Origin of the sequence: Streptomyces sp. NPDC048270, from assembly GCF_040652335.1 — a bacterium.
GTDB lineage: Bacteria > Actinomycetota > Actinomycetes > Streptomycetales > Streptomycetaceae > Streptomyces.
In genome coordinates, this window is record NZ_JBEZLV010000003.1 from 332,979 (window position 1) to 351,981 (window position 19,003).

At 72.8% G+C, this 19,003-nt stretch carries 17 protein-coding genes; 15 read left to right on the top strand and 2 right to left on the bottom strand.

Annotated elements, in window-relative coordinates:
- Positions 1 to 24 precede the first annotated feature (24 nt).
- The 4 genes from AB0D66_RS04770 to AB0D66_RS04785 all read left to right on the top strand — a co-directional run bounded on the left by AB0D66_RS04770 (position 25) and on the right by AB0D66_RS04785 (position 3,993).
- Positions 25 to 1,110 carry a dipeptide ABC transporter ATP-binding protein gene (locus AB0D66_RS04770; protein WP_362296773.1) on the top strand — a complete coding sequence of 362 codons (1,086 nt, stop codon included), beginning with the start codon at positions 25 to 27 and terminating at the stop codon, positions 1,108 to 1,110.
- A gap of 113 nt (positions 1,111 to 1,223) precedes the next feature.
- Positions 1,224 to 1,880 (top strand): trimeric intracellular cation channel family protein, encoded by a 657-nt coding sequence (locus AB0D66_RS04775; RefSeq protein WP_362296577.1) that lies wholly within the window; start codon positions 1,224 to 1,226, stop codon positions 1,878 to 1,880.
- 47 nt (positions 1,881 to 1,927) lie between these two features.
- Entirely contained in the window at positions 1,928 to 2,782 is an 855-nt protein-coding gene (locus tag AB0D66_RS04780; RefSeq protein WP_362296580.1) for a thioesterase family protein, read from the top strand.
- A gap of 47 nt (positions 2,783 to 2,829) precedes the next feature.
- Entirely contained in the window at positions 2,830 to 3,993 is a 1,164-nt protein-coding gene (locus tag AB0D66_RS04785; protein ID WP_362296582.1) for a cysteine desulfurase family protein, read from the top strand.
- A gap of 43 nt (positions 3,994 to 4,036) precedes the next feature.
- Here AB0D66_RS04785 and AB0D66_RS04790 read toward each other — a convergent pair whose 3' ends face one another.
- Positions 4,037 to 4,708: an N-acetylmuramoyl-L-alanine amidase gene (locus AB0D66_RS04790; protein ID WP_362296585.1), complete on the bottom strand. Its 672-nt coding sequence runs from the start codon at positions 4,706 to 4,708 to the stop codon at positions 4,037 to 4,039.
- A 68-nt stretch (positions 4,709 to 4,776) separates the two neighbouring features.
- On the opposite strand from AB0D66_RS04790, the gene mnmA reads away from it, so the two are divergent.
- Entirely contained in the window at positions 4,777 to 5,916 is a 1,140-nt protein-coding gene (gene mnmA, locus AB0D66_RS04795) for a tRNA 2-thiouridine(34) synthase MnmA (protein WP_362296588.1), read from the top strand.
- Positions 5,917 to 5,918: 2 nt separating this feature from the next.
- On the opposite strand, the gene AB0D66_RS04800 is transcribed toward mnmA, so the two are convergent.
- The gene (locus AB0D66_RS04800; protein WP_362296591.1) at positions 5,919 to 6,848 is read right to left on the bottom strand and encodes an NADP-dependent oxidoreductase; all 930 of its coding nucleotides are present in this window, start codon (positions 6,846 to 6,848) and stop codon (positions 5,919 to 5,921) included.
- Positions 6,849 to 6,975: 127 nt separating this feature from the next.
- Here AB0D66_RS04800 and AB0D66_RS04805 point away from each other — a divergent pair, with 127 nt between their 5' ends.
- The 10 genes from AB0D66_RS04805 to gatB all read left to right on the top strand — a co-directional run bounded on the left by AB0D66_RS04805 (position 6,976) and on the right by gatB (position 18,950).
- A complete protein-coding gene (locus AB0D66_RS04805; RefSeq protein ID WP_362296594.1) occupies positions 6,976 to 8,001 on the top strand; it encodes a helix-turn-helix domain-containing protein in 1,026 nt (341 codons plus the stop codon).
- Between the two features lie 88 nt (positions 8,002 to 8,089).
- A complete protein-coding gene (locus tag AB0D66_RS04810) occupies positions 8,090 to 8,434 on the top strand; it encodes a DUF1330 domain-containing protein (RefSeq protein ID WP_362296596.1) in 345 nt (114 codons plus the stop codon).
- Positions 8,435 to 8,471: 37 nt separating this feature from the next.
- Positions 8,472 to 9,161 (top strand): SDR family oxidoreductase, encoded by a 690-nt coding sequence (locus AB0D66_RS04815; protein WP_362296599.1) that lies wholly within the window; start codon positions 8,472 to 8,474, stop codon positions 9,159 to 9,161.
- Positions 9,158 to 10,153, top strand: coding sequence for a methionine synthase (locus AB0D66_RS04820; protein ID WP_362296602.1), 996 nt, complete (start codon positions 9,158 to 9,160; stop codon positions 10,151 to 10,153). Before AB0D66_RS04815 ends, AB0D66_RS04820 begins: the two co-directional genes overlap by 4 nt.
- Positions 10,154 to 10,183: 30 nt before the next feature.
- Positions 10,184 to 12,406: an NAD-dependent DNA ligase LigA gene (gene ligA, locus AB0D66_RS04825; RefSeq protein ID WP_362296605.1), complete on the top strand. Its 2,223-nt coding sequence runs from the start codon at positions 10,184 to 10,186 to the stop codon at positions 12,404 to 12,406.
- A gap of 398 nt (positions 12,407 to 12,804) precedes the next feature.
- Positions 12,805 to 14,988, top strand: a complete 2,184-nt coding sequence (locus AB0D66_RS04830; protein ID WP_362296608.1) for a bifunctional diguanylate cyclase/phosphodiesterase — start codon at positions 12,805 to 12,807, stop codon at positions 14,986 to 14,988.
- Positions 14,989 to 15,381: 393 nt separating this feature from the next.
- Positions 15,382 to 15,678, top strand: a complete 297-nt coding sequence (gene gatC / locus AB0D66_RS04835) for an Asp-tRNA(Asn)/Glu-tRNA(Gln) amidotransferase subunit GatC (RefSeq protein WP_030010586.1) — start codon at positions 15,382 to 15,384, stop codon at positions 15,676 to 15,678.
- 5 nt (positions 15,679 to 15,683) lie between these two features.
- Complete coding sequence (gene gatA / locus AB0D66_RS04840) at positions 15,684 to 17,177, top strand: Asp-tRNA(Asn)/Glu-tRNA(Gln) amidotransferase subunit GatA (protein ID WP_362296611.1); 1,494 nt, start codon at positions 15,684 to 15,686, stop codon at positions 17,175 to 17,177.
- Positions 17,174 to 17,419, top strand: coding sequence for a hypothetical protein (locus tag AB0D66_RS04845; protein WP_362296614.1), 246 nt, complete (start codon positions 17,174 to 17,176; stop codon positions 17,417 to 17,419). The genes gatA and AB0D66_RS04845 overlap by 4 nt, the downstream gene beginning before the upstream one ends.
- 37 nt (positions 17,420 to 17,456) lie before the next feature.
- Entirely contained in the window at positions 17,457 to 18,950 is a 1,494-nt protein-coding gene (gatB, locus tag AB0D66_RS04850; RefSeq protein ID WP_362296775.1) for an Asp-tRNA(Asn)/Glu-tRNA(Gln) amidotransferase subunit GatB, read from the top strand.
- The last annotated feature ends 53 nt before the right edge of the window (positions 18,951 to 19,003 follow it).

A 19,003-nucleotide genomic window follows, 5' to 3' on the forward strand; every position in this document is an offset into this window, starting at 1 on the left:
ATCAAGAAGACGGATCCGGCCGTCATCCCCGAGCAGGCCACGGACTCTCCCGACGCTCCCGCTCCCGAGGTGCTGCTCAAGGTCTCCGGCCTGACCAAGCACTTCCCCCTCACCAAGGGGCTGCTGCGCCGGCAGGCGGGCGCGGTCAAGGCCGTCGACGGCATCGACTTCGACGTCCGGCGCGGTGAGACCCTGGGCGTCGTCGGCGAGTCCGGCTGCGGCAAGTCGACGATGGGCCGGCTGATCACGCGGCTGCTCGAACCGACCGGCGGCACCGTCGAGTTCGAGGGCAAGGACATCACGCACCTCGGCGTCGCCGGGATGCGGCCGATGCGCCGCGACATCCAGATGATCTTCCAGGACCCGTACGGCTCGCTGAACCCCCGGCACACGGTGGGCACGATCGTCAGCGCGCCGTTCAAGCTCCAGGGCGTGGAGCCGGAGGGCGGCCTCAAGGCGGAGGTGCAGCGGCTGCTGTCCCTCGTCGGCCTCAACCCCGAGCACTACAACCGCTACCCGCACGAGTTCTCCGGCGGTCAGCGCCAGCGCATCGGCATCGCGCGGGCCCTGGCGCTGAAGCCGAAGCTGGTCGTGGCGGACGAGCCCGTCTCGGCGCTCGACGTCTCCATCCAGGCCCAGGTGGTCAACCTGCTGGACGACCTCCAGCAGGAGCTCGGCCTCACGTACGTGATCATCGCGCACGACCTCTCGGTCATCCGGCACGTCTCGGACCGGATCGCGGTGATGTACCTCGGCAAGATCGTCGAGCTGGCGGACAACAAGTCGCTGTACGAGGCGCCCATGCACCCGTACACCACGGCGCTGATGTCGGCGGTGCCGGTGCCGGACCCGCGGCGGCGCGGGGTCAAGAGCGGCCGCATCCTGCTCAAGGGCGACGTGCCGTCGCCGATCTCCCCGCCGAGCGGCTGCCGCTTCCACACGCGGTGCTGGAAGGCGACGCAGGTGTGCACGACGCAGGAGCCGCCGCTGCTGGCCCTGAAGACCGGCCACCAGGTGGCCTGCCACCACCCCGAGAACGCCCCCGACCAGGCGCCGGGCGACAAGCCCCTGCCGGGCGCGGCGGACGCGGTGGTCACGGTTTCGGAGTAGCGGCCGAAAACGCGGGCGGGGCTGGACCCCCATCCAGCCCCGCCGGCGCATCGGCTCCCGCCGGCGTTCGAGGCGGGGGCGGGGGCGGGGCCGCCACAGGCGACAATGAGCCGGTGCTCCACGATCTCTTCCCGCCCGGGGTTCAGCATGCGCTGGACCTCGCCGGCATCTTCGTCTTCGCCACCGCGGGCGCCCTGCTCGCCGTCCGCAAGAACTTCGACGTCTTCGGCATCGCCGTCCTCGCCCTGGTCACCGCCCTCGGCGGCGGCCTGTTCCGCGACCTCGTGATCGGCGCGGTCCCCCCGGCCGCCTTCGGGGAGCTCAGCTTCTTCGTGACCCCGCTGATCGCCGCCGCGCTCGTCTTCTTCCTGCACCCCGAGGTCCAGCGGATCAACCGCGCCATCAACGTCTTCGACGCGGCCGGCCTCGCCCTCTTCTGCGTGACCGGCACGACCAAGGCCTACGAGTACGGCCTCGGCCTCACCGCGTCCGCCGCCCTGGGACTGGCCACGGCCGTCGGCGGCGGCGTACTGCGCGACGTACTGGCCAACGACGTCCCCTCGCTGCTGCGCGACCGCGAGATGTACGCCGTGCCCGCCGTCGTCGGCGCCTCGATGGTCGCCGTCGCGATCGCCTTCGACTCCCTCAACGCCGTGACCACCGGCCTGGCGATCGTCACCACCTTCGTCCTGCGGCTGCTGGCCATGCGCTACCACTGGCGTGCGCCGCTGGCCTGGAACCGCCGCTCGTCGGTGGCCGAAGAGCCGTAACAAAAGAAAGCTACCGCTTAGTAGGAAGCCGGTGTACCGTCGGTTTCATGTCACACGCAGCTGCCCAGGCAACCATCGGCGACAGCGAGTTCGACCGCGACACCACCGTCACCGCGCGCGCGGACGAGCCCGGGGTGTACGACGCGGAGCTCTCCGCCGGCTGGACGATCATCACCGCCGTCAACGGCGGATACCTGCTGGCCCTCGTCGGCCGCGCCCTGGCGGCCGCCCTGCCGCACCCGGACCCCTTCACCGTGTCCGCGCACTACCTGACCTCCTCCGTGCCCGGCCCCGCCGTGATCCGCACGCAGGTCGTACGGGTCGGCCGCACCCTCTCCACCGGTCAGGCCTCGCTGTTCCAGTACGACGAGAGCGGCGCCGAGGTCGAGCGCATCCGCGTCCTCGCCTCCTACGGCGACCTGTCCGCCCTGTCCGACGAGGTGCGGACCACGGCGCTGCCTCCCGCCATGCCCGCGTACGAGGACTGCATCGGCCCCGAGGCCGGCCCGGCGCCGATCCCCGGGAGCTCCGCGATCGTCGACCGGCTGCGGCTGCGGCTGGATCCCGCCACCGCGGGCTGGGCGCTGGGCGCCCCCTCGGGCAAGGGCGAGATGCGGGCCTGGTTCGAGCTGGCCGACGGCCGCGACGCCGACCCGCTGTCCATGCTCCTGGCGGTGGACGCGCTGCCGCCGACCGCCTTCGACCTCGGCCTGATGGGCTGGACCCCGACCGTGGAGCTCACCACCCACGTCCGGCGCCGCCCGGCCCCCGGGCCGCTGCGGATCTCCATCACCACCCGCAACCTGGCCGGCGGCTTCCTCGAGGAGGACGCCGAGGTCTGGGACTCGGCCGGCCACCTGGTCGCCCAGTCCCGCCAGCTCGCCCGGGCCCCCCGCACCTGACGGGCGGGGCGAGGGGCGGCCCCGGGGGCTCGTAGAATCGGGGGATCATGGCCTACCTCGACCACGCCGCCACCACCCCGATGCTGCCGGAGGCCGCCGCGGCGATGTCCGCGCAGTTCGCCGCCACGGGGAACGCGTCCTCCCTGCACGCCGCCGGCCGCCGGGCGCGCCGCACCGTCGAGGAGGCCCGCGAGGCCTTCGCCGACGCGATCGGCGCCCGCCCCAGCGAGGTGGTCTTCACCGCCGGCGGCACGGAGGCCGACAACCTCGCCGTCAAGGGCCTCTACTGGGCCCGCCGGGACGCCGACCCGGCCAGAACCCGGGTCCTGGCCAGCCCCGTCGAGCACCACGCGGTGCTCGACGCCGTCCACTGGCTCGCCGAGCACGAGGGCGCCCAGGTCGAGTACCTGCCCGTGGACCGCTACGGGCGGGTCCACGCGGACGCCTTCCGCGAAGCGGTCGAGCGCAACCCCGACGACGTGGCCCTGGCCACCGTCATGTGGGCGAACAACGAGATCGGCACCGTCATGCCGGTGCGCGAACTGGCCGCCGCCGCCCGGGAGCACGGCATCCCGCTGCACTCCGACGCCGTCCAGGCCTTCGGGCAGCTCGACGTCTCCTTCGCGGACAGCGGCCTCGCCGCCATGACCGTCAGCGGCCACAAGGTCGGCGGCCCCTACGGCATCGGCGCCCTGCTGCTGGGCCGCGACCAGAGCCCCGTCCCCGTCCTGCACGGCGGCGGCCAGGAGCGGCACGTCCGCTCCGGCACCCTCGACGTGCCGGCCATCGCCGCCTTCGCGGTGGCCGCCGTCCTCGCCGCCGAGCGGCGCGAGCGCTTCGCCACCGAGATCGGCGCCCTGCGCGACGAGCTGATCGCCGCCGTCCGCGCGGCCGTTCCCGACGCCGTGCTCGGCGGAGACCCCGAGGAGCGGCTCCCGGCCAACGCCCACTTCAGCTTCCCCGGCTGCGAGGGCGACTCCCTGCTGCTGCTGCTCGACGCCCAGGGCATCGAGTGCTCCACGGGCTCGGCCTGCACCGCCGGCGTGGCCCAGCCGAGCCACGTCCTGCTCGCCGCCGGCACCGATCCCCAGCTGGCCCGCGGCACCCTGCGCTTCTCCCTGGGCCACACCTCCACCAAGGACGACGTCGCCGCCTTGGCCGCGGCCATCGGCCCGGCCGTCGAACGCGCCCGCACGGCAGGCCTCAGCTAGGGCGTCTCCTTCGGATCCGGTCGGCCGAGCCCGCCGGCCGGACCTACCCGGCCGCCAGGGCCTCGCCGACCATGCGGATGTACCGGTCCCAGTCCCAGTGGCGGCCCGGATCCGTGTGGTCGGCGCCCGGGACCTCCGAGTGGCCGACGATGTGCCCCCGGTCCGCCGGTATGCCGTACCTGCGGCAGACGTCGGCCGCCAGCCTGGCCGACGCCGCGTACATCGCGTCCGTGAAGTCCTTCGGCCGGTCGACGAAGCCCACGTGCTCGATGCCGACACTGCGCTCGTTCATGGAGCGGTTCCCCGCGTGGAACGCCACGTCCAGCTCGCGCACCATCTGCTCTATGTGCCCGTCCCCGCGCACGATGTAGTGCGCGGACGCCTTGTGCCAGGGGTTCTTGAACGCGTCCACGGAGGAGTCGAAGCCCCCCTGGGTGACATGGACGACGATCCGGTCCACCCGGTAGTCGTCGGGCCGGTCCGCCAGCCGCCAGTTCGCCGGCGAGGCCGCCGTCCAGCTCGCGCCGGCGTGGTCCAGCTCGCCCTCCTTGCGCGGCTTGCTCACCCCCGGCATCAGCCACCAGGCCCGGCCGATCTCCTCCCGCCCGGCGATCGCCGCGACCGTGAAGATCCCGAGCCCGCCGAAGAGCACCGCCCTGCGCGTCCTGCTCGGCGCCTTGGACGCCTTCGGCGCCTTCTTCCCCTGCTTCACCATGTGATCCACCCCCCACCGCCGATAACGCGCTGTGACCCCTCACGGTTCCCCGTACCCTGGAGGGTGCTATGACTGAGAACCTGCCGCGCACCTCCCGCCCCCTTCGCGTCCTGGCCGCCATGTCCGGCGGCGTGGACTCCGCCGTCGCCGCCGCCCGCGCGGTCGAAGCCGGGCACGACGTGACCGGCGTCCACCTCGCGCTCTCCGCCAACCCGCAGTCCTTCCGGACCGGCGCCCGCGGCTGCTGCACCATCGAGGACTCCCGCGACGCCCGCCGAGCCGCGGACGTCATCGGCATCCCCTTCTACGTCTGGGACCTCGCCGAGCGCTTCCGCGAGGACGTGGTCGAGGACTTCATCTCCGAGTACGAGGCCGGGCGCACTCCCAACCCCTGCCTGCGCTGCAACGAGAAGATCAAGTTCGCGGCGCTCCTCGACAAGGCCCTCGCCCTCGGCTTCGACGCCGTCTGTACCGGCCACTACGCCACCGTCGTCGAGAACGAGGACGGCTCCCGCGAGCTGCACCGCGCCTCCGACATGGCCAAGGACCAGTCGTACGTCCTCGGCGTCCTCGACGAGAAGCAGCTCGCCCACGCGCTCTTCCCGCTCGGCGACACCCTCACCACCAAGGACGAGATCCGCGCCGAGGCCGAGGAGCGCGGCCTGGCCGTGGCCAAGAAGCCGGACAGCCACGACATCTGCTTCATCGCCGACGGGGACACCCAGGGCTTCCTCGCGAACCGCCTCGGCAAGGCCGAGGGCGACATCGTCGACGAGTCCGGACGGACGGTCGGCACCCACGAGGGCGCCTTCGGCTTCACCATCGGCCAGCGCAAGGGCCTGCGCATCGGCCACCCCGCGGCCGACGGCAAGCCGCGCTACGTCCTCGACATCTCCCCGGTGAACAACACCGTCACCGTCGGCCCCGTCGAGGCCCTCGACGTCACCGCGCTCACCGCGATCCGCCCCCGCTGGTGCGGCTCCACGCCCGCCGCCCCGGGCACCTACACCGCGCAGCTGCGCGCCCACGGCGGCGAGACCGAGGTCTTCGCCGAACTCGTGGACGGCGAACTGCGCGTCTCCTTCACCGAGCCGGTCCGCGGTGTGGCCCCCGGCCAGGCGATCGTGCTCTACGACGGCACCCGCGTGGTCGGCTCCGCCACCATCGCCACGACCCGCCGGGCCGCCGCCGCTCCCGTCCAGGCGTAAGCCTAGGCCTGGGCCACCGTCAGGACGATCTTGCCGGTGGTGCGGCCCAGCTCGCCGATCTCGTGGGCCCGTGCGGCCTGCTCCAGCGGCAGCACGGTGTCGACCAGCGGCTTCAGCAGGCCCTGCTCGACCAGGGCCGCGATCTCCTCCAGGCCCTTCAGGTCCGGCTCCACGAGGACCCAGGCGGCCCGGACGCCCCGGGTGTCGGCCGGGATGCCGTCGGGGCCGGGCAGGGTCACCAGGTGGCCGCCCGGCTTCAGCACGCTCAGCGAGCGCTGTCCGTAGTCCCCGCCGAAGGCGTCGATCACGACGTCCACGTCCGCGACGGCGTCCTCGAAGTCCGTGGTGCGGTAGTCGATCACCTCGTCCGCGCCCAGCTCGCGCAGCAGCGCGTGCTTGCCCGCGCTCGCGGTGCCGATGACGTACGCGCCGCGGGCCTTGGCGATCTGCACGGCCAGGTGGCCGACGCCGCCCGCCGCGGCGTGCACCAGCACCCGCTGCCCGGCCGAGACCCCGGCGGTGTCCACCAGCGCCTGCCAGGCGGTCAGCGCCGCCAGCGGCAGCGCGGCCGCCTGGACGTGGTCCAGCGAGGCGGGCTTGCGGGCGAAGTGCCGGGCCGGGGCCGCCACGTACTGCGCGTAGCCGCCCGCCTGCCGCGGGAAGTGCGGCATGCCGTACACCTCGTCGCCGGGGGCGTGCAGGGTCACGCCGGGGCCGACCGCCTCGACCGTGCCGGAGACGTCCCAGCCCACGATCGGGGTCTCGCCCCAGGTGATCAGGGCTCCGCTGGCCCGCGTCTTCCAGTCGACCGGGTTGACGCCCGCCGCGTGGACCCGCACGAGGACCTCGCCCAGACCCGGCTCGGGCCGCTCGATCTCCCGCTCGACCAGGTTCTCCGGGCCGCCCCACTCGTTCACGACGATCGCGCGCATCTCAGTCCGCCTCATTCCATCCGCTTGCGTCCGATACCGGGCCGTTCCCCGGTGACGTGTCCCAGATTGGGCCACCGCACACGTGCGTGGTGTTGGCCGTTTGGCCACTATGTGACAGGATCTGGCCATGAGCGAGACACGGGAGCACACGGAGCCCGCCCCCCGCCGCGGGAGCGGCCCGGACGGCCGTCACCTGGTCGCGGTGCTGGCCCTGCCGGGCTTCCCGCCGTTCGAGCTGGGCATCCCCTCCCGGGTCTTCGGCAGCGCCGTGGGGGACGACGGCGAGGCCCTGTACGAGGTCGTCGTCTGCACCGCCGACGGCGCCCCCGTGTCCAGCGACGCCGGCTTCAACCTCCAGCCCGCCGCCGGCCCCGAGGCCCTCGCCGCCGCCGACACGGTGATCGTCCCGCCCACCCATGCCATGCCGGAACTGGCCGACGGCCGGCCGCTGCCGCCCGCGGTCGCCCGGGCCATCGCGGGGATCCGGCCCGGCACCCGCCTGGTGTCGATCTGCTCCGGCTCCTACGTGCTCGCCGCCGCCGGGCTCCTCGACGACCGGCCCGCCACCACGCACTGGAACCTCGCCGAGGAGTTCCGCCGCGCCTTCCCCCGCGTCCGCATCGACGAGGACGTCCTCTTCGTCGACGACGGCGACGTCCTGACCTCGGCCGGTGTCTCCGCCGGCGTCGACCTGTGCCTGCACCTGATCCGCCGCGACCACGGGGCCGCCGTCACCAACCGGGCCGCCCGCATGTGCGTCGTACCGCCCTGGCGCGACGGCGGCCAGGCCCAGTACATCGACCGCCCCGTCCCCGAGCCCACCGTCGCCACGACCACCGCCACCCGCGCCTGGGCCCTGGAACGACTCGGCGAGCCGATCGCCCTGGCCGAGCTCGCCGCCCACGCCCGGATGAGCCTGCGCACCTTCACCCGGCGGTTCCGCGACGAGGTCGGCATGACCCCCGTCCAGTGGCTGACCACCCAACGCCTGGAGATCGCGCGCCACTTGCTGGAATCCAGCGACCTGCCCGTCGACCTGGTCGCCCACCGGGCCGGCTTCGGCTCGGCCAACTCCCTGCGCCAGCACATGCGCAGTGCCCTCGGCGTCTCCCCGATCGCCTACCGGCGCACCTTCCAGCCCGCGCCGGCATGACCCCCCGGGTCATCGCCGCCGCGTCCGCGCCCTGCCAGGATCGGAGCAACGGCCCGCACCGGCGGGCCGGTTGACAGGGGAGCCGACCATGACCGCCTACGCCATCGCCCACATCCGCCCCGCGACCGTCAACGAGGACGTCCTCGAGTACATCGAGCGGATCCAGTCGACCATGGAGCCCTTCGAAGGGCGCTTCCTCGTGCACGGCGCCGAGGTCGAGGTCGTGGAAGGCCCCTTCCCCGGCACGGTCGTCGTGGTCGGCTTCCCGGACATGGCCCGCGCCCGCGCCTGGTACGCCTCACCCGCCTACCAGGCGCTCATCCCCCTGCGCACCCGCCACATCGCGGGCGAGGTCATCCTGGTCGAGGGCGTCCCCGCGGACTACGACGCACGCAAGACGGCCGCCGCCCTGCGCGCGGCCGCGGGCCTCTGACCACGGGCCCCAGGCCGGGGGTGCGAGCATGGGCGGTATGGCTACTCACCTGATCACCGGTGCCGGGTCCGGCATCGGCGCTGCCGTCGCGGCCCGGCTGCACGCCCGCGGCGACGACCTCGTCCTCCTCGCCCGCGACGCCGCACGCGGCAAGCAGCTCATCGAGCGGTACCCCGGGGCGGGCGTGCTCGTCGGCGACCTCGCCGACCCCGACCGGCTCTCCTGGGCCTTCTCCAAGCAGGCCGTGCCCGAGCGGATCGACTCGCTGCTGCACATCGCCGGGATCGTGGACCTCGGACCCGTCGGCGAGCTGCGGCCCAAGACCTGGCACCAGCAGCTCAACGTGAACCTGATCGCCCCTGCCGAGATCACCCGGCTGCTGCTGCCCACCCTGCGCGCCTCGAAGGCCACCGTCGTCTTCGTGAACTCCGGCGCCGGGCTGCACGCCCACGCCGACTGGAGCGCCTACGCCGCCTCCAAGCACGGCCTCAAGGCCCTCGCCGACTCGCTGCGGGAGGAGGAGAAGGCGAACGGGATCCGGGTGACCTCCGTGTACCCGGGCCGCACCGCCAGCCCCATGCAGGCCAAGGTGCACTCCCAGGAGGGCAAGGAGTACGACCCCGCCGCCTGGATCGACCCCGAGTCGGTGGCGACCACCGTCGTCATGGCCGTCGACCTGCCGCGCGACGCCGAGGTCAACGACCTGTCCGTGAGGCCCGGCCGATGACCGCGAGCGCCACCGGCATCGGCTCGCTGCCCGGCGGGGACGCCCGCGAGGCCGCCAAGACCGTGACGGGGTCCTTCGAGGAGTTCCCCTACCTCGCCGAGCTGCCCGCCCGGGGCCCCGGCGCGGACATGATCGGCCGGTCCCTCGGGCTGCTGGTGGACATGTACGCGCACGTCGAGCCCAGTGGCTGGCGGGTGAGCGACCGCCCGGGGCGGGACAGCAAGCGGGCCCGGTCCTGGCTCGGCGAGGACCTCGACGCGCTGGAGGAGTTCACCCAGGGGTACACCGGCCGGCTCAAGGTCCAGGCCGTCGGGCCCTGGACGCTGGCCGCGGCCCTGGAGCTGCACGGCGGCGAGGCGATGCTCCAGGACGCCGGCGCCTGCCGGGACCTGGCCGGATCCCTCGCCGAGGGCCTGCGCGCGCACCTGGCCGACGTGCGCAAGCGGATCCCCGGCGCGGACGTCGTGCTGCAGTTCGACGAGCCCTCGCTGACCGCCGTCCTGCTCGGACGGGTGCGCTCCGCGAGCGGGTACCGCACCTACCGCGCCGTCGACCGTCAGGTCGTCGAGGGCACCCTGCGGGACCTGTTCGCCGTGACGGAGGCCGTCGGGGGCGGAGAGGTGATCGTGCACTCCTGCGCCCCCGAGGTCCCCTTCGGGCTGCTGCGCCGCGCCGGGGCCACGGGCGTGTCGTTCGATTTCTCTTTGCTCACCGAGCGCGAGGACGACGCGATCGGGGAGGCCGTCGAAGGCGGGACGAAACTCTTCGCCGGAGTGGTGCCGGGCACCGACGGCCCGTTGTCGGACCCTGCCGGTAGCGTCATGGGTGTCAGGAAGCTCTGGCGCAGGCTGGGGCTGGCCCCGGGGACTCTCGCGGAGTCCGTCGTGGTCACCCCGTCGTGCGGTCTGGCGGGCGCTTCACCCGCCTACGCCCGCGCGGTGCAGGCGCATTGCGTCAGGGCGGCGAGGTCGCTCGCCGACAACCCTGAGTGACGGTCGAGACGGGCCACGGGAGGACACGGCATGGCAGCCGAACAGCAGGACACGGCAGTACCGGCGGCGGTGCGCGAGCAGCACGCGCTGCTCGCCGAGCAGATCGAGGAGCACCGCTTCCGGTACTACGTGAACGACCAGCCGGTCGTGAGCGACGCCGAGTTCGACACGCTGCTGCGCTCGCTCGAGGCGCTGGAGGAGGAGTACCCGGAGCTGCGCACGCCCGACTCGCCCACCCAGAAGGTGGCGGGGGCGTACGAGACGGACTTCGCCTCCGTGGAGCACCGGGAGCGGATGCTCTCCCTCGACAACGCCTTCGACGAGGAGGAACTGGCCGCCTGGGCCGAGCGCGTGGCGCGGGACGTGAACACCCAGGACTACCACTACCTGTGCGAGCTGAAGGTGGACGGCCTCGCCGTCAACCTCACCTACGAGAACGGCCGGCTGACCCGCGCCGCCACCCGCGGCGACGGCCGCACCGGTGAGGACATCACGCCCAACGTCCGCACCATCGCCGAGATCCCGGACCGGCTCAAGGGCGAACGGATCCCGGCGCTCGTCGAGATCCGCGGCGAGGTCTACTTCCCGATGGAGAAGTTCGAGGAGCTCAACGCCCGGCTCGTGGAGGCGGAGGGCAAGCCCTTCGCCAACCCGCGCAACGCGGCGGCCGGCTCCCTGCGCCAGAAGGACCCCAAGGTCACCGCGAGCCGCCCGCTCCACATGGTGGTGCACGGGATCGGCGCCCGCGAGGGCTTCGAGATCGAGTACCAGTCGCAGGCCTACGAGCTGCTGCGCGAGTGGGGCCTGCCGACCGCCCGGCACAACAAGGTGGTCACCTCCCTCGACGAGGTCCGCGCGTTCATCTCGTACTTCGGAGAGAACCGGCACTCCGTGGAGCACGAGATCGACGGGGTCGTCGTCAAGCTCGACGAGATCGCGCTCCAGGGGCGGCTCGGGTCCACGGCGCGCGCCCCGCGCTGGGCGATCGCCTGGAAGTACGCCCCCGAGGAGGTCAACACCAAGCTCCTCGACATCAAGGTCGGCGTGGGCCGCACCGGCCGGGTGACCCCGTTCGCGCAGGTGGAGCCGGTGACGGTGGCCGGCTCGGAGGTCGAGTTCGCGACCCTGCACAACCAGGAGGTCGTGAAGGCCAAGGGCGTGCTGATCGGGGACACCGTCGTGCTGCGCAAGGCGGGCGACGTCATCCCCGAGATCCTCGGCCCGGTGGTGGACCTGCGCGACGGCAGCGAGCGGGAGTTCGTGATGCCCGCCGAGTGCCCCGCGTGCGGGACGGAGCTGCGGCCGATGAAGGAGGGGGACATCGACGTCCGGTGCCCCAACGGGCAGACCTGCCCCGCCCAGCTGCGCGAGCGCCTCTTCTACCTGGGCGGCCGGCAGTCCCTGGACATCGAGAACTTCGGCATGGTGGCCGCGGCCGCGCTCACCGCTCCCCTCGAGCCCGCCCGGCCGCCGCTGCTGGACGAGGGCGACCTCTTCGGCCTGACCATCGAGGACCTGCTGCCCATCAAGGCCTACGTGCTGGATCAGGACAGCGGCCTGCCCAAGCGGGACCCCAAGACCGGCGAGGAGAAGATCGTCACGGTCTTCGCCAACCAGAAGGGCGAGCCGAAGAAGAACGCCCTGGCGATGCTGGAGAACATCGCGGCCGCCAGGAGCCGCCCGCTGGCCCGCGTCATCAACGGCCTGTCGATCCGCCATGTCGGCCCGGTCGCCGCCGAGGCCCTCGCCCGCGAGTTCCGGTCGATCGAGCGCATCGAGCAGGCCACCGAGGAGGAGCTGACGGCCACCGACGGGGTCGGCGCGATCATCGCGGCCTCCCTCAAGGAGTGGTTCGCCGTCGACTGGCACCAGGAGATCCTGCGCAAGTGGCGGGAGGCCGGGGTCCGGATGGAGGAGGAAGGTTCCGCCGAGGAGGAGGGGCCGCGCCCGCTGGAGGGGCTGACCGTCGTCGTCACCGGCACCCTGCAGAGCCACACCCGGGACGGTGCGAAGGAGGCCCTGCAGAGCCGCGGGGCCAAGGTCACCGGATCGGTCTCGAAGAAGACCTCCTTCGTCGTCGTCGGCGACAACCCGGGCTCGAAGTACGACAAGGCCGTGCAGCTGAAGCTCGCCATCCTCGACGACGCGGGGTTCGAGGTCCTGCTGGAGCAGGGGCCGGACGCGGCGCGCGAGGCGGCGCTCCCGGTGGACGGCGGCGCGCTCCCGGTGGACGGCGCCGGCGGAGCGGAGTAACGGCCGGAAGGCAATCGCCCGGACAGATCCCCGGGGGTGTGGTGAAGGTGAACGGATGCGCGGCGTGCGGCCGTACGGGCGGGCGCACGCCAGGCGCGGGCGACGGTGGTAAACGGCTGGTACAAGGCTGGTCGTAGGGCGGTGAGCTGTCGGATCATCGGATGGGTGACTGGGGGGTCCTGGTCCAAACTCACCCGTTCGGCGGATACCGTACTGATGAGGATGGCTGGGTCGCATTCGGGCAACCACCGCCGACCGCTGCCCCTGGGACCCTCCCGCGTCCTACTGTTGAGGGGTGCGCCTGTCGTGCACGGCTGCCGGACGTGATTCCAGCCGTGATGGCATGACATCGGGGCCATCGCGTGACATCGGCATCGCCGGCTGTGAGAGGGACGGGCATGAAACCCACCGAAAGCGCCGACCCGTCACCTGAATTCGGCGGGGACATCCCGTCCATGCGGGCGGGCCGGCCGGGAGTCCTGGGGTCCAGGACAGCGGAGACCCGGCCGCCGCTCGGTACCGGTGCGCAGGAGACGGCGCGGCGCGGCGTGCTGTCCCTCGCCGTCGTGGGCCTGGCCGTCGTGGCGCTCGGAGCAGGGGTCGCCTCCGCGCTGAGCGGCCGTCACGCCCTGTTCCCCGGCGGCGCGGTGGGCTGGGCGCTCGCCCTGCTCACCGGCGTCATCGTCGGCCACCTGGTCGCGCTCGGCCGCGACCGCTGGTGGGGCGGCACCGGCTCGGGCGCGGCGCTGACCCTCGGCGTGCTCCTCCTCTACGGCTGGGTACCCGCCGGACTCGTCTCGCTCGCGGTGGTCTCCCTGGTCGGTGCCGCACGCCGGCACCGCTGGCGGCAGGGCCTGCTGCACGGCTCCGCGGACATCCTCGGCATCGGCGCGGGAGCCCTCGTGCTCGCCGCCTTCGGCGAGACGCCGTCCGTGGAGAACCCGTGGCGGCCCACCACCTGGGAGATCGACGCCGTACCCGAGATCGTCCTCGTCGCCGTCACGTACCTGCTCGCCACCCGGGTCCTGCTGTGGATCGCGCTGGCCCCGCGCGGCGGCGGCCTGCCCACCGTCGCCCGCACGGCCCTGCTCCGGCAGGCCTTAGTGGCGGTCGCGCTGCTCGGGATCGCCCCGCTGATCTGCGTCGTCGCGGTCACGCAGCCCGTCCTGCTGCCGCTGTTCGCCGTACCGCTGATCGCGCTGGACTCCACCCTGTGGATCGCCCGGGCGCGCGCCGAGGAACAGCTGCGGGACCCGCTGACCGGCCTGCCGAACCGGCAGTGGCTGCTGGAGCGGGCCTGGTCCGCCCTGGACGAGGCTGAACGTTTGGGCACCCGGGCAGCCCTGGTGCTGATCGACCTGGACCGCTTCCGCGCGGTCAACGACACCCTCGGCCACCTGGCGGGGGACCGGCTGCTCCTGCAGATCGCCGACCGGCTGCGCCAGGCCCTGCCCGAGGACGCGGAGGCCGCCCGGCTCGGCGGGGACGAGTTCGCCGTCCTGCTCCCCGTCGCGGACTCCACCACCAGCGCCCAGCGGATCGCCCGCCACCTGGTCGCGGAGCTCAGCTCCCCGCTGGACCTGGACGGCCTCACGCTCGTCCTGGAGGCCAGCGCCGGCCTCGCCGTCTTCCCCGACCACGCCCTGGACGCCGAGGGGCTGCTGCGCCGCGCCGACGTGGCGATGTACCAGGCGAAGCGCGACCGCACGGGCGTGGAGGTGTACGAGTCCAAGCGGGACAGCAACACCCCCGACCGGCTCGGCCTCCTCGGCGATCTGCGCCGGGCCCTCGACGCCGGTGAAGTGGAACTCCACTACCAGCCCAAGGTCCGCTTCGACGGGCAGGTGGCCGGGCTCGAGGCCCTGGTGCGCTGGGTGCATCCGGAGCGCGGCCGGGTGTCCCCGGACGAGTTCATCGCGATCGCCGAGACCTCCGGTCTGATGCCGCACCTGACGGAGTACGTCCTGGAGACGGCCCTCGCGCAGGTCGCACGGTGGCGGGCCCAGGGCCTGAAGGTGCCGGTGGCCGTCAACGTCTCGCCGCGCGACGTCCACACCCCCGGTTTCGCGGGAGCGGTGGCCGCGCGGCTGGCCCGGCACGGGGTCCCGGCGAGCGGCCTCCAGCTGGAGATAACGGAGCACGTGCTCCTCGAAGACCCCCAGCGCGCCGCGGACACCATGGCCGGGCTCACGGGCCACGGCGTGAAGATGTCCCTGGACGACTTCGGTACCGGCTACTCCTCGCTGGTCCACCTGCGGCGCCTGCCGGTGAGCGAGCTCAAGATCGACCGCTCGTTCGTGGGCCGGCTGGCCGTCGACGCGCAGGACGCGGAGATCGTCCGCTGCACGGTGGACCTGGCCCACTCGCTGGGCCTGCTGGTGGTCGCCGAGGGCGTGGAGGACGACGAGACGTGGGAGCGGCTGCGGGACCTGGGCTGCGACGCGGTGCAGGGCTGGCTGGTCGCCGCCGCCATGCCGCCGCAGGAGGCCACCGCCTGGCTGCTGGCCCGCGGCGAACGCGGCTGGCGCCGCCCGGCCGACATCTCCGCGGAACTGGCGGCGGCCGAGGCCGACGCCGTCTGACTCCGTCTGACTCCGTCTCGGATGCGCGAGGCCCCACCGCCGGGCTCTGCCCGGGCACGCGGCGCGGTCTCCGCTGCTGGGTGGGGCTCCGCCCCGGACCCCCGCGCCTCAAACGCCGGCGGGGCTGGTTTTGGCTGGCACCGGCGACACATTCAGCGCCGCAAGGGTTTGAGGCGCGGGGCTCCGGGGGCAGAGCCCCTGGCAGCGGAGCCGCACCGGCCAACCCGCCGGCGCTTGAAGCGCGGGGCCGGGCGGAGCCCGGGGAGCGCCCCGGTGCGGGCCCGGACGGGGCCCCGTACCGGCACGGCCGCGAACCGTTTCGCAGGCCGGGGCCCGGGCCCCATAGGATTGGGCCCGAACCTACACATCCACCCACCCCCAGAGGATCGCTGCATGCCTGGCATTACGCGCGAGGAGGTCGTCCACCTCGCTCGGCTGGCGCGCCTTGAGCTGTCCAGCAACGAGCTGGATCACTTCGCCGGACAGCTCGGCGACATCATCGGCGCGGTCGCCCGCGTCTCCGAGGTCGCCGACCAAGACGTCCCGCCGACCTCCCACCCGCTTCCCCTGACGAACGTCATGCGCGCGGACGAGGTCCGTCCCTCGCTCACCCCCGAGCAGGCGCTCTCCGGCGCTCCCGCCCAGGAGCAGCAGCGATTCAAGGTGCCGCAGATCCTGGGGGAGGACTAACAGCCATGGTCGACATCATCAAGCTCACGGCAGCCCAGACCGCCGAGAAGATCGCCTCCGGCGAGCTCACGGCCGTCGAGGTCACCGAGGCCCACCTGGCCCGCATCGAGGCGACCGACGAGAAGGTCCACGCCTTCCTGCACGTCGACCGCGAGGGCGCCCTCGCCCAGGCCCGCGCCGTCGACGCCAAGCGCGCCGCCGGCGAGAAGCTCGGCCCGCTGGCCGGCGTACCGCTCGCCCTCAAGGACATCTTCACCACCGTCGGGGTCCCGACCACCGTCGGCTCGAAGATCCTCGAAGGCTGGATCCCGCCCTACGACGCCACCCTGACGCGCAGGCTGAAGGAAGCCGACGTCGTCATCCTCGGCAAGACCAACATGGACGAGTTCGCCATGGGGTCCTCGACCGAGAACAGCGCCTACGGCCCGACCGGCAACCCGTGGGACCTCACCCGGATCCCCGGCGGCTCCGGCGGCGGATCCGCGGCCGCGCTCGCCGCCTACCAGGCGCCCCTCGCCATCGGCACGGACACCGGCGGCTCCATCCGCCAGCCCGCCGCCGTCACCGGCACGGTCGGCGTGAAGCCCACCTACGGCGGCGTCTCCCGCTACGGCATGGTGGCCTTCTCCTCCTCCCTCGACCAGGGCGGCCCCTGCGCCCGCACGGTCCTGGACGCCGCGCTGCTCCACGAGGTCATCGCCGGCCACGACCCGCTCGACTCCACCTCCATCGACGCCCCGGTCCCGCCGGTCGTCGAGGCCGCGCGCAACGGCTCCGTCGCCGGCCTGCGCGTCGGCGTGGTCAAGCAGTTCGCCGGTGAGGGCTACCAGGCCGGTGTCGTCCAGCGCTTCAACGAGTCGGTGGAGCTCCTCAAGGAGCTCGGCGCCGAGATCGTCGAGCTGGACTGCCCCTCCTTCGACCTCGCGATGGCCGCGTACTACCTGATCGCGCCGTCCGAGTGCTCCTCGAACCTGGCCCGCTTCGACGCCATGCGCTACGGCCTGCGCGTCGGCGACGACGGCACCAAGTCCGCCGAGGACGTCACCGCCCTGACCCGCGAGGCCGGCTTCGGCGACGAGGTCAAGCGCCGCGTCATCCTCGGTACGTACGCGCTGAGCTCCGGCTACTACGACGCGTACTACGGCTCCGCCCAGAAGGTCCGCACGCTCATCACCAAGGACTTCGAGAAGTCCTTCGAGCAGGTCGACGTGATCGTCTCCCCGACGACCCCGACCACCGCCTTCCCGATCGGTGAGCGCACCGACGACCCGCTGGCGATGTACCTCGCGGACCTGTGCACCATCCCGACCAACCTCGCCGGCAACGCCGCCATGTCGCTGCCCTGCGGCCTGGCGCCCGAGGACGGCCTCCCGGTCGGGCTGCAGATCATCGCCCCGGCGATGAAGGACGACCGGCTCTACAAGGTCGGCGCGGCCGTCGAGGCCGCCTTCGTCGCACGCTGGGGTCACCCGCTGCTTGAGGAGGCACCGTCCCTGTGAGCACCAGTGCACTGTCCAAGGCCAAGGGCTTCAAGAAGTCCAGGTCCGGCACCTACCTGTCGATCGGCACCACCGCCTTCGGCGCGATCAGCGTGATCAAGCAGGCCAGGAAGGCCCGCACGGAGAACGACACGCTGAAGCTCGTCGACGCCGTCGTGTCCGCCGCCGCCATCGTCACCGGCCTCGCGATCCTGTACCGCGAGCTGAAGCGCCTGGGCGACGACGACGTCCTGCTGGGCTGAGAGGGAAAGTTTCACCGTGACCACCTTCACCGAACTGATGTCGTACGAAGACGCCCTCGCGTCGTACGACCCCGTCATGGGCCTCGAGGTCCATGTCGAGCTCGGCACCAGGACCAAGATGTTCTGCGGCTGTTCCACCGAGCTGGGCGCCGAGCCCAACTCGCAGACCTGCCCGACCTGCCTCGGTCTGCCCGGCTCCCTGCCGGTCGTCAACGCGATCGGCGTCGAGTCCGCCATCAAGATCGGCCTCGCGCTCAACTGCGAGATCGCCGAGTGGTGCCGCTTCGCCCGGAAGAACTACTTCTATCCGGACATGCCGAAGAACTTCCAGACCTCCCAGTACGACGAGCCCATCGCCTTCAACGGCTTCCTGGACGTCCAGCTGGAGGACGGCGAGATCTTCCGCGTGGAGATCGAGCGCGCCCACATGGAGGAGGACACCGGCAAGTCGCTGCACGTCGGCGGCGCCACCGGCCGTATCCACGGCGCGTCCCACTCGCTGCTGGACTACAACCGCGCCGGCATCCCGCTCATCGAGATCGTCACCAAGCCGATCGAGGGCGCGGGCGCACGGGCCCCCGAGGTCGCCAAGGCGTACGTCGCCGAGCTGCGCGAGGTCATCAAGGCGCTCGGCGTCTCCGAGGCCCGCATGGACAAGGGGCAGATGCGCTGCGACGTGAACCTGTCGCTGCGCCCGACCCCCGAGTCCGAGTTCGGCACCCGCAGCGAGACGAAGAACGTCAACTCGCTGCGCTCCGTCGAGCGCGCCGCCCGCTTCGAGATCCAGCGCCACGCGGCCGTGCTGAGCGGCGGCGGCTCGATCGTGCAGGAGACCCGGCACTTCCACGAGGAGGACGGCTCGACCACGGCCGGCCGCATCAAGGACAACGCCGAGGACTACCGGTACTTCCCGGAGCCCGACCTGGTCCCCGTCGCGCCGGCCCGTGACTGGGTCGAGGAGCTGCGCGCCGGCCTGCCCGAGATGCCGCGCGTGCGCCGCAACCGGCTCCGCGAGGAGTGGGGCGTCACCGAGCACGACATGCAGTCGATCCTCAACGCGGGCGCGGTGGACTCCATCGTCGCCACGATCGAGGCGGGTGCCGACTCGGCCGCCGCGCGCAAGTGGTGGATGGGCGAGCTGGCCCGCAACGCCAACGAGCAGGGCGTCGTCGTCGACGAGCTGCCGATCACCCCGGCGCAGGTCGCCCGGGTGGCGGAGCTGGTCGCCGCGGGCGAGCTGAACGACAAGCTGGCCCGCCAGGTCCTCGAAGGCGTCCTCGCCGGCGAGGGCACCCCGGACGAGGTCGTCGAGAAGCGCGGCCTGAAGGTCGTCTCGGACGAGGGCGCGCTCGGCGCGGCCGTGGACGAGGCCATCGCGGGCAACGCGGCCATCGCCGACAAGATCCGCGGCGGCAAGATCGCGGCCGTCGGCGCCCTGGTCGGCGCGGTCATGAAGACCACCCGCGGCCAGGCCGACGCGGCGCGCGTCAAGGAGCTCATCCTGGAGCGCCTGGGCGTCTCCGAGGGCTGATCCCTCCGGACCGTTCGTACGAAGGGGCCGTGCCCGGGGCAACCCGGGCACGG

Excerpts from the sequence above, each read along its gene's own strand:
- AB0D66_RS04780 (WP_362296580.1), top strand. The coding sequence starts at position 1,928 with ATGTCACACGCAGCTGCCCAGGCAACCATCGGCGACAGCGAGTTCGAC.
- AB0D66_RS04785 (WP_362296582.1), top strand. The coding sequence starts at position 2,830 with ATGGCCTACCTCGACCACGCCGCCACCACCCCGATGCTGCCGGAGGCC.
- AB0D66_RS04790 (WP_362296585.1), bottom strand. The coding sequence starts at position 4,708 with ATGGTGAAGCAGGGGAAGAAGGCGCCGAAGGCGTCCAAGGCGCCGAGC.
- mnmA (WP_362296588.1), top strand. The coding sequence starts at position 4,777 with ATGACTGAGAACCTGCCGCGCACCTCCCGCCCCCTTCGCGTCCTGGCC.
- AB0D66_RS04800 (WP_362296591.1), bottom strand. The coding sequence starts at position 6,848 with ATGCGCGCGATCGTCGTGAACGAGTGGGGCGGCCCGGAGAACCTGGTC.
- AB0D66_RS04805 (WP_362296594.1), top strand. The coding sequence starts at position 6,976 with ATGAGCGAGACACGGGAGCACACGGAGCCCGCCCCCCGCCGCGGGAGC.
- AB0D66_RS04810 (WP_362296596.1), top strand. The coding sequence starts at position 8,090 with ATGACCGCCTACGCCATCGCCCACATCCGCCCCGCGACCGTCAACGAG.
- AB0D66_RS04815 (WP_362296599.1), top strand. The coding sequence starts at position 8,472 with ATGGCTACTCACCTGATCACCGGTGCCGGGTCCGGCATCGGCGCTGCC.
- AB0D66_RS04820 (WP_362296602.1), top strand. The coding sequence starts at position 9,158 with ATGACCGCGAGCGCCACCGGCATCGGCTCGCTGCCCGGCGGGGACGCC.
- ligA (WP_362296605.1), top strand. The coding sequence starts at position 10,184 with ATGGCAGCCGAACAGCAGGACACGGCAGTACCGGCGGCGGTGCGCGAG.
- AB0D66_RS04830 (WP_362296608.1), top strand. The coding sequence starts at position 12,805 with ATGAAACCCACCGAAAGCGCCGACCCGTCACCTGAATTCGGCGGGGAC.
- gatC (WP_030010586.1), top strand. The coding sequence starts at position 15,382 with ATGCCTGGCATTACGCGCGAGGAGGTCGTCCACCTCGCTCGGCTGGCG.
- gatA (WP_362296611.1), top strand. The coding sequence starts at position 15,684 with ATGGTCGACATCATCAAGCTCACGGCAGCCCAGACCGCCGAGAAGATC.
- gatB (WP_362296775.1), top strand. The coding sequence starts at position 17,457 with ATGTCGTACGAAGACGCCCTCGCGTCGTACGACCCCGTCATGGGCCTC.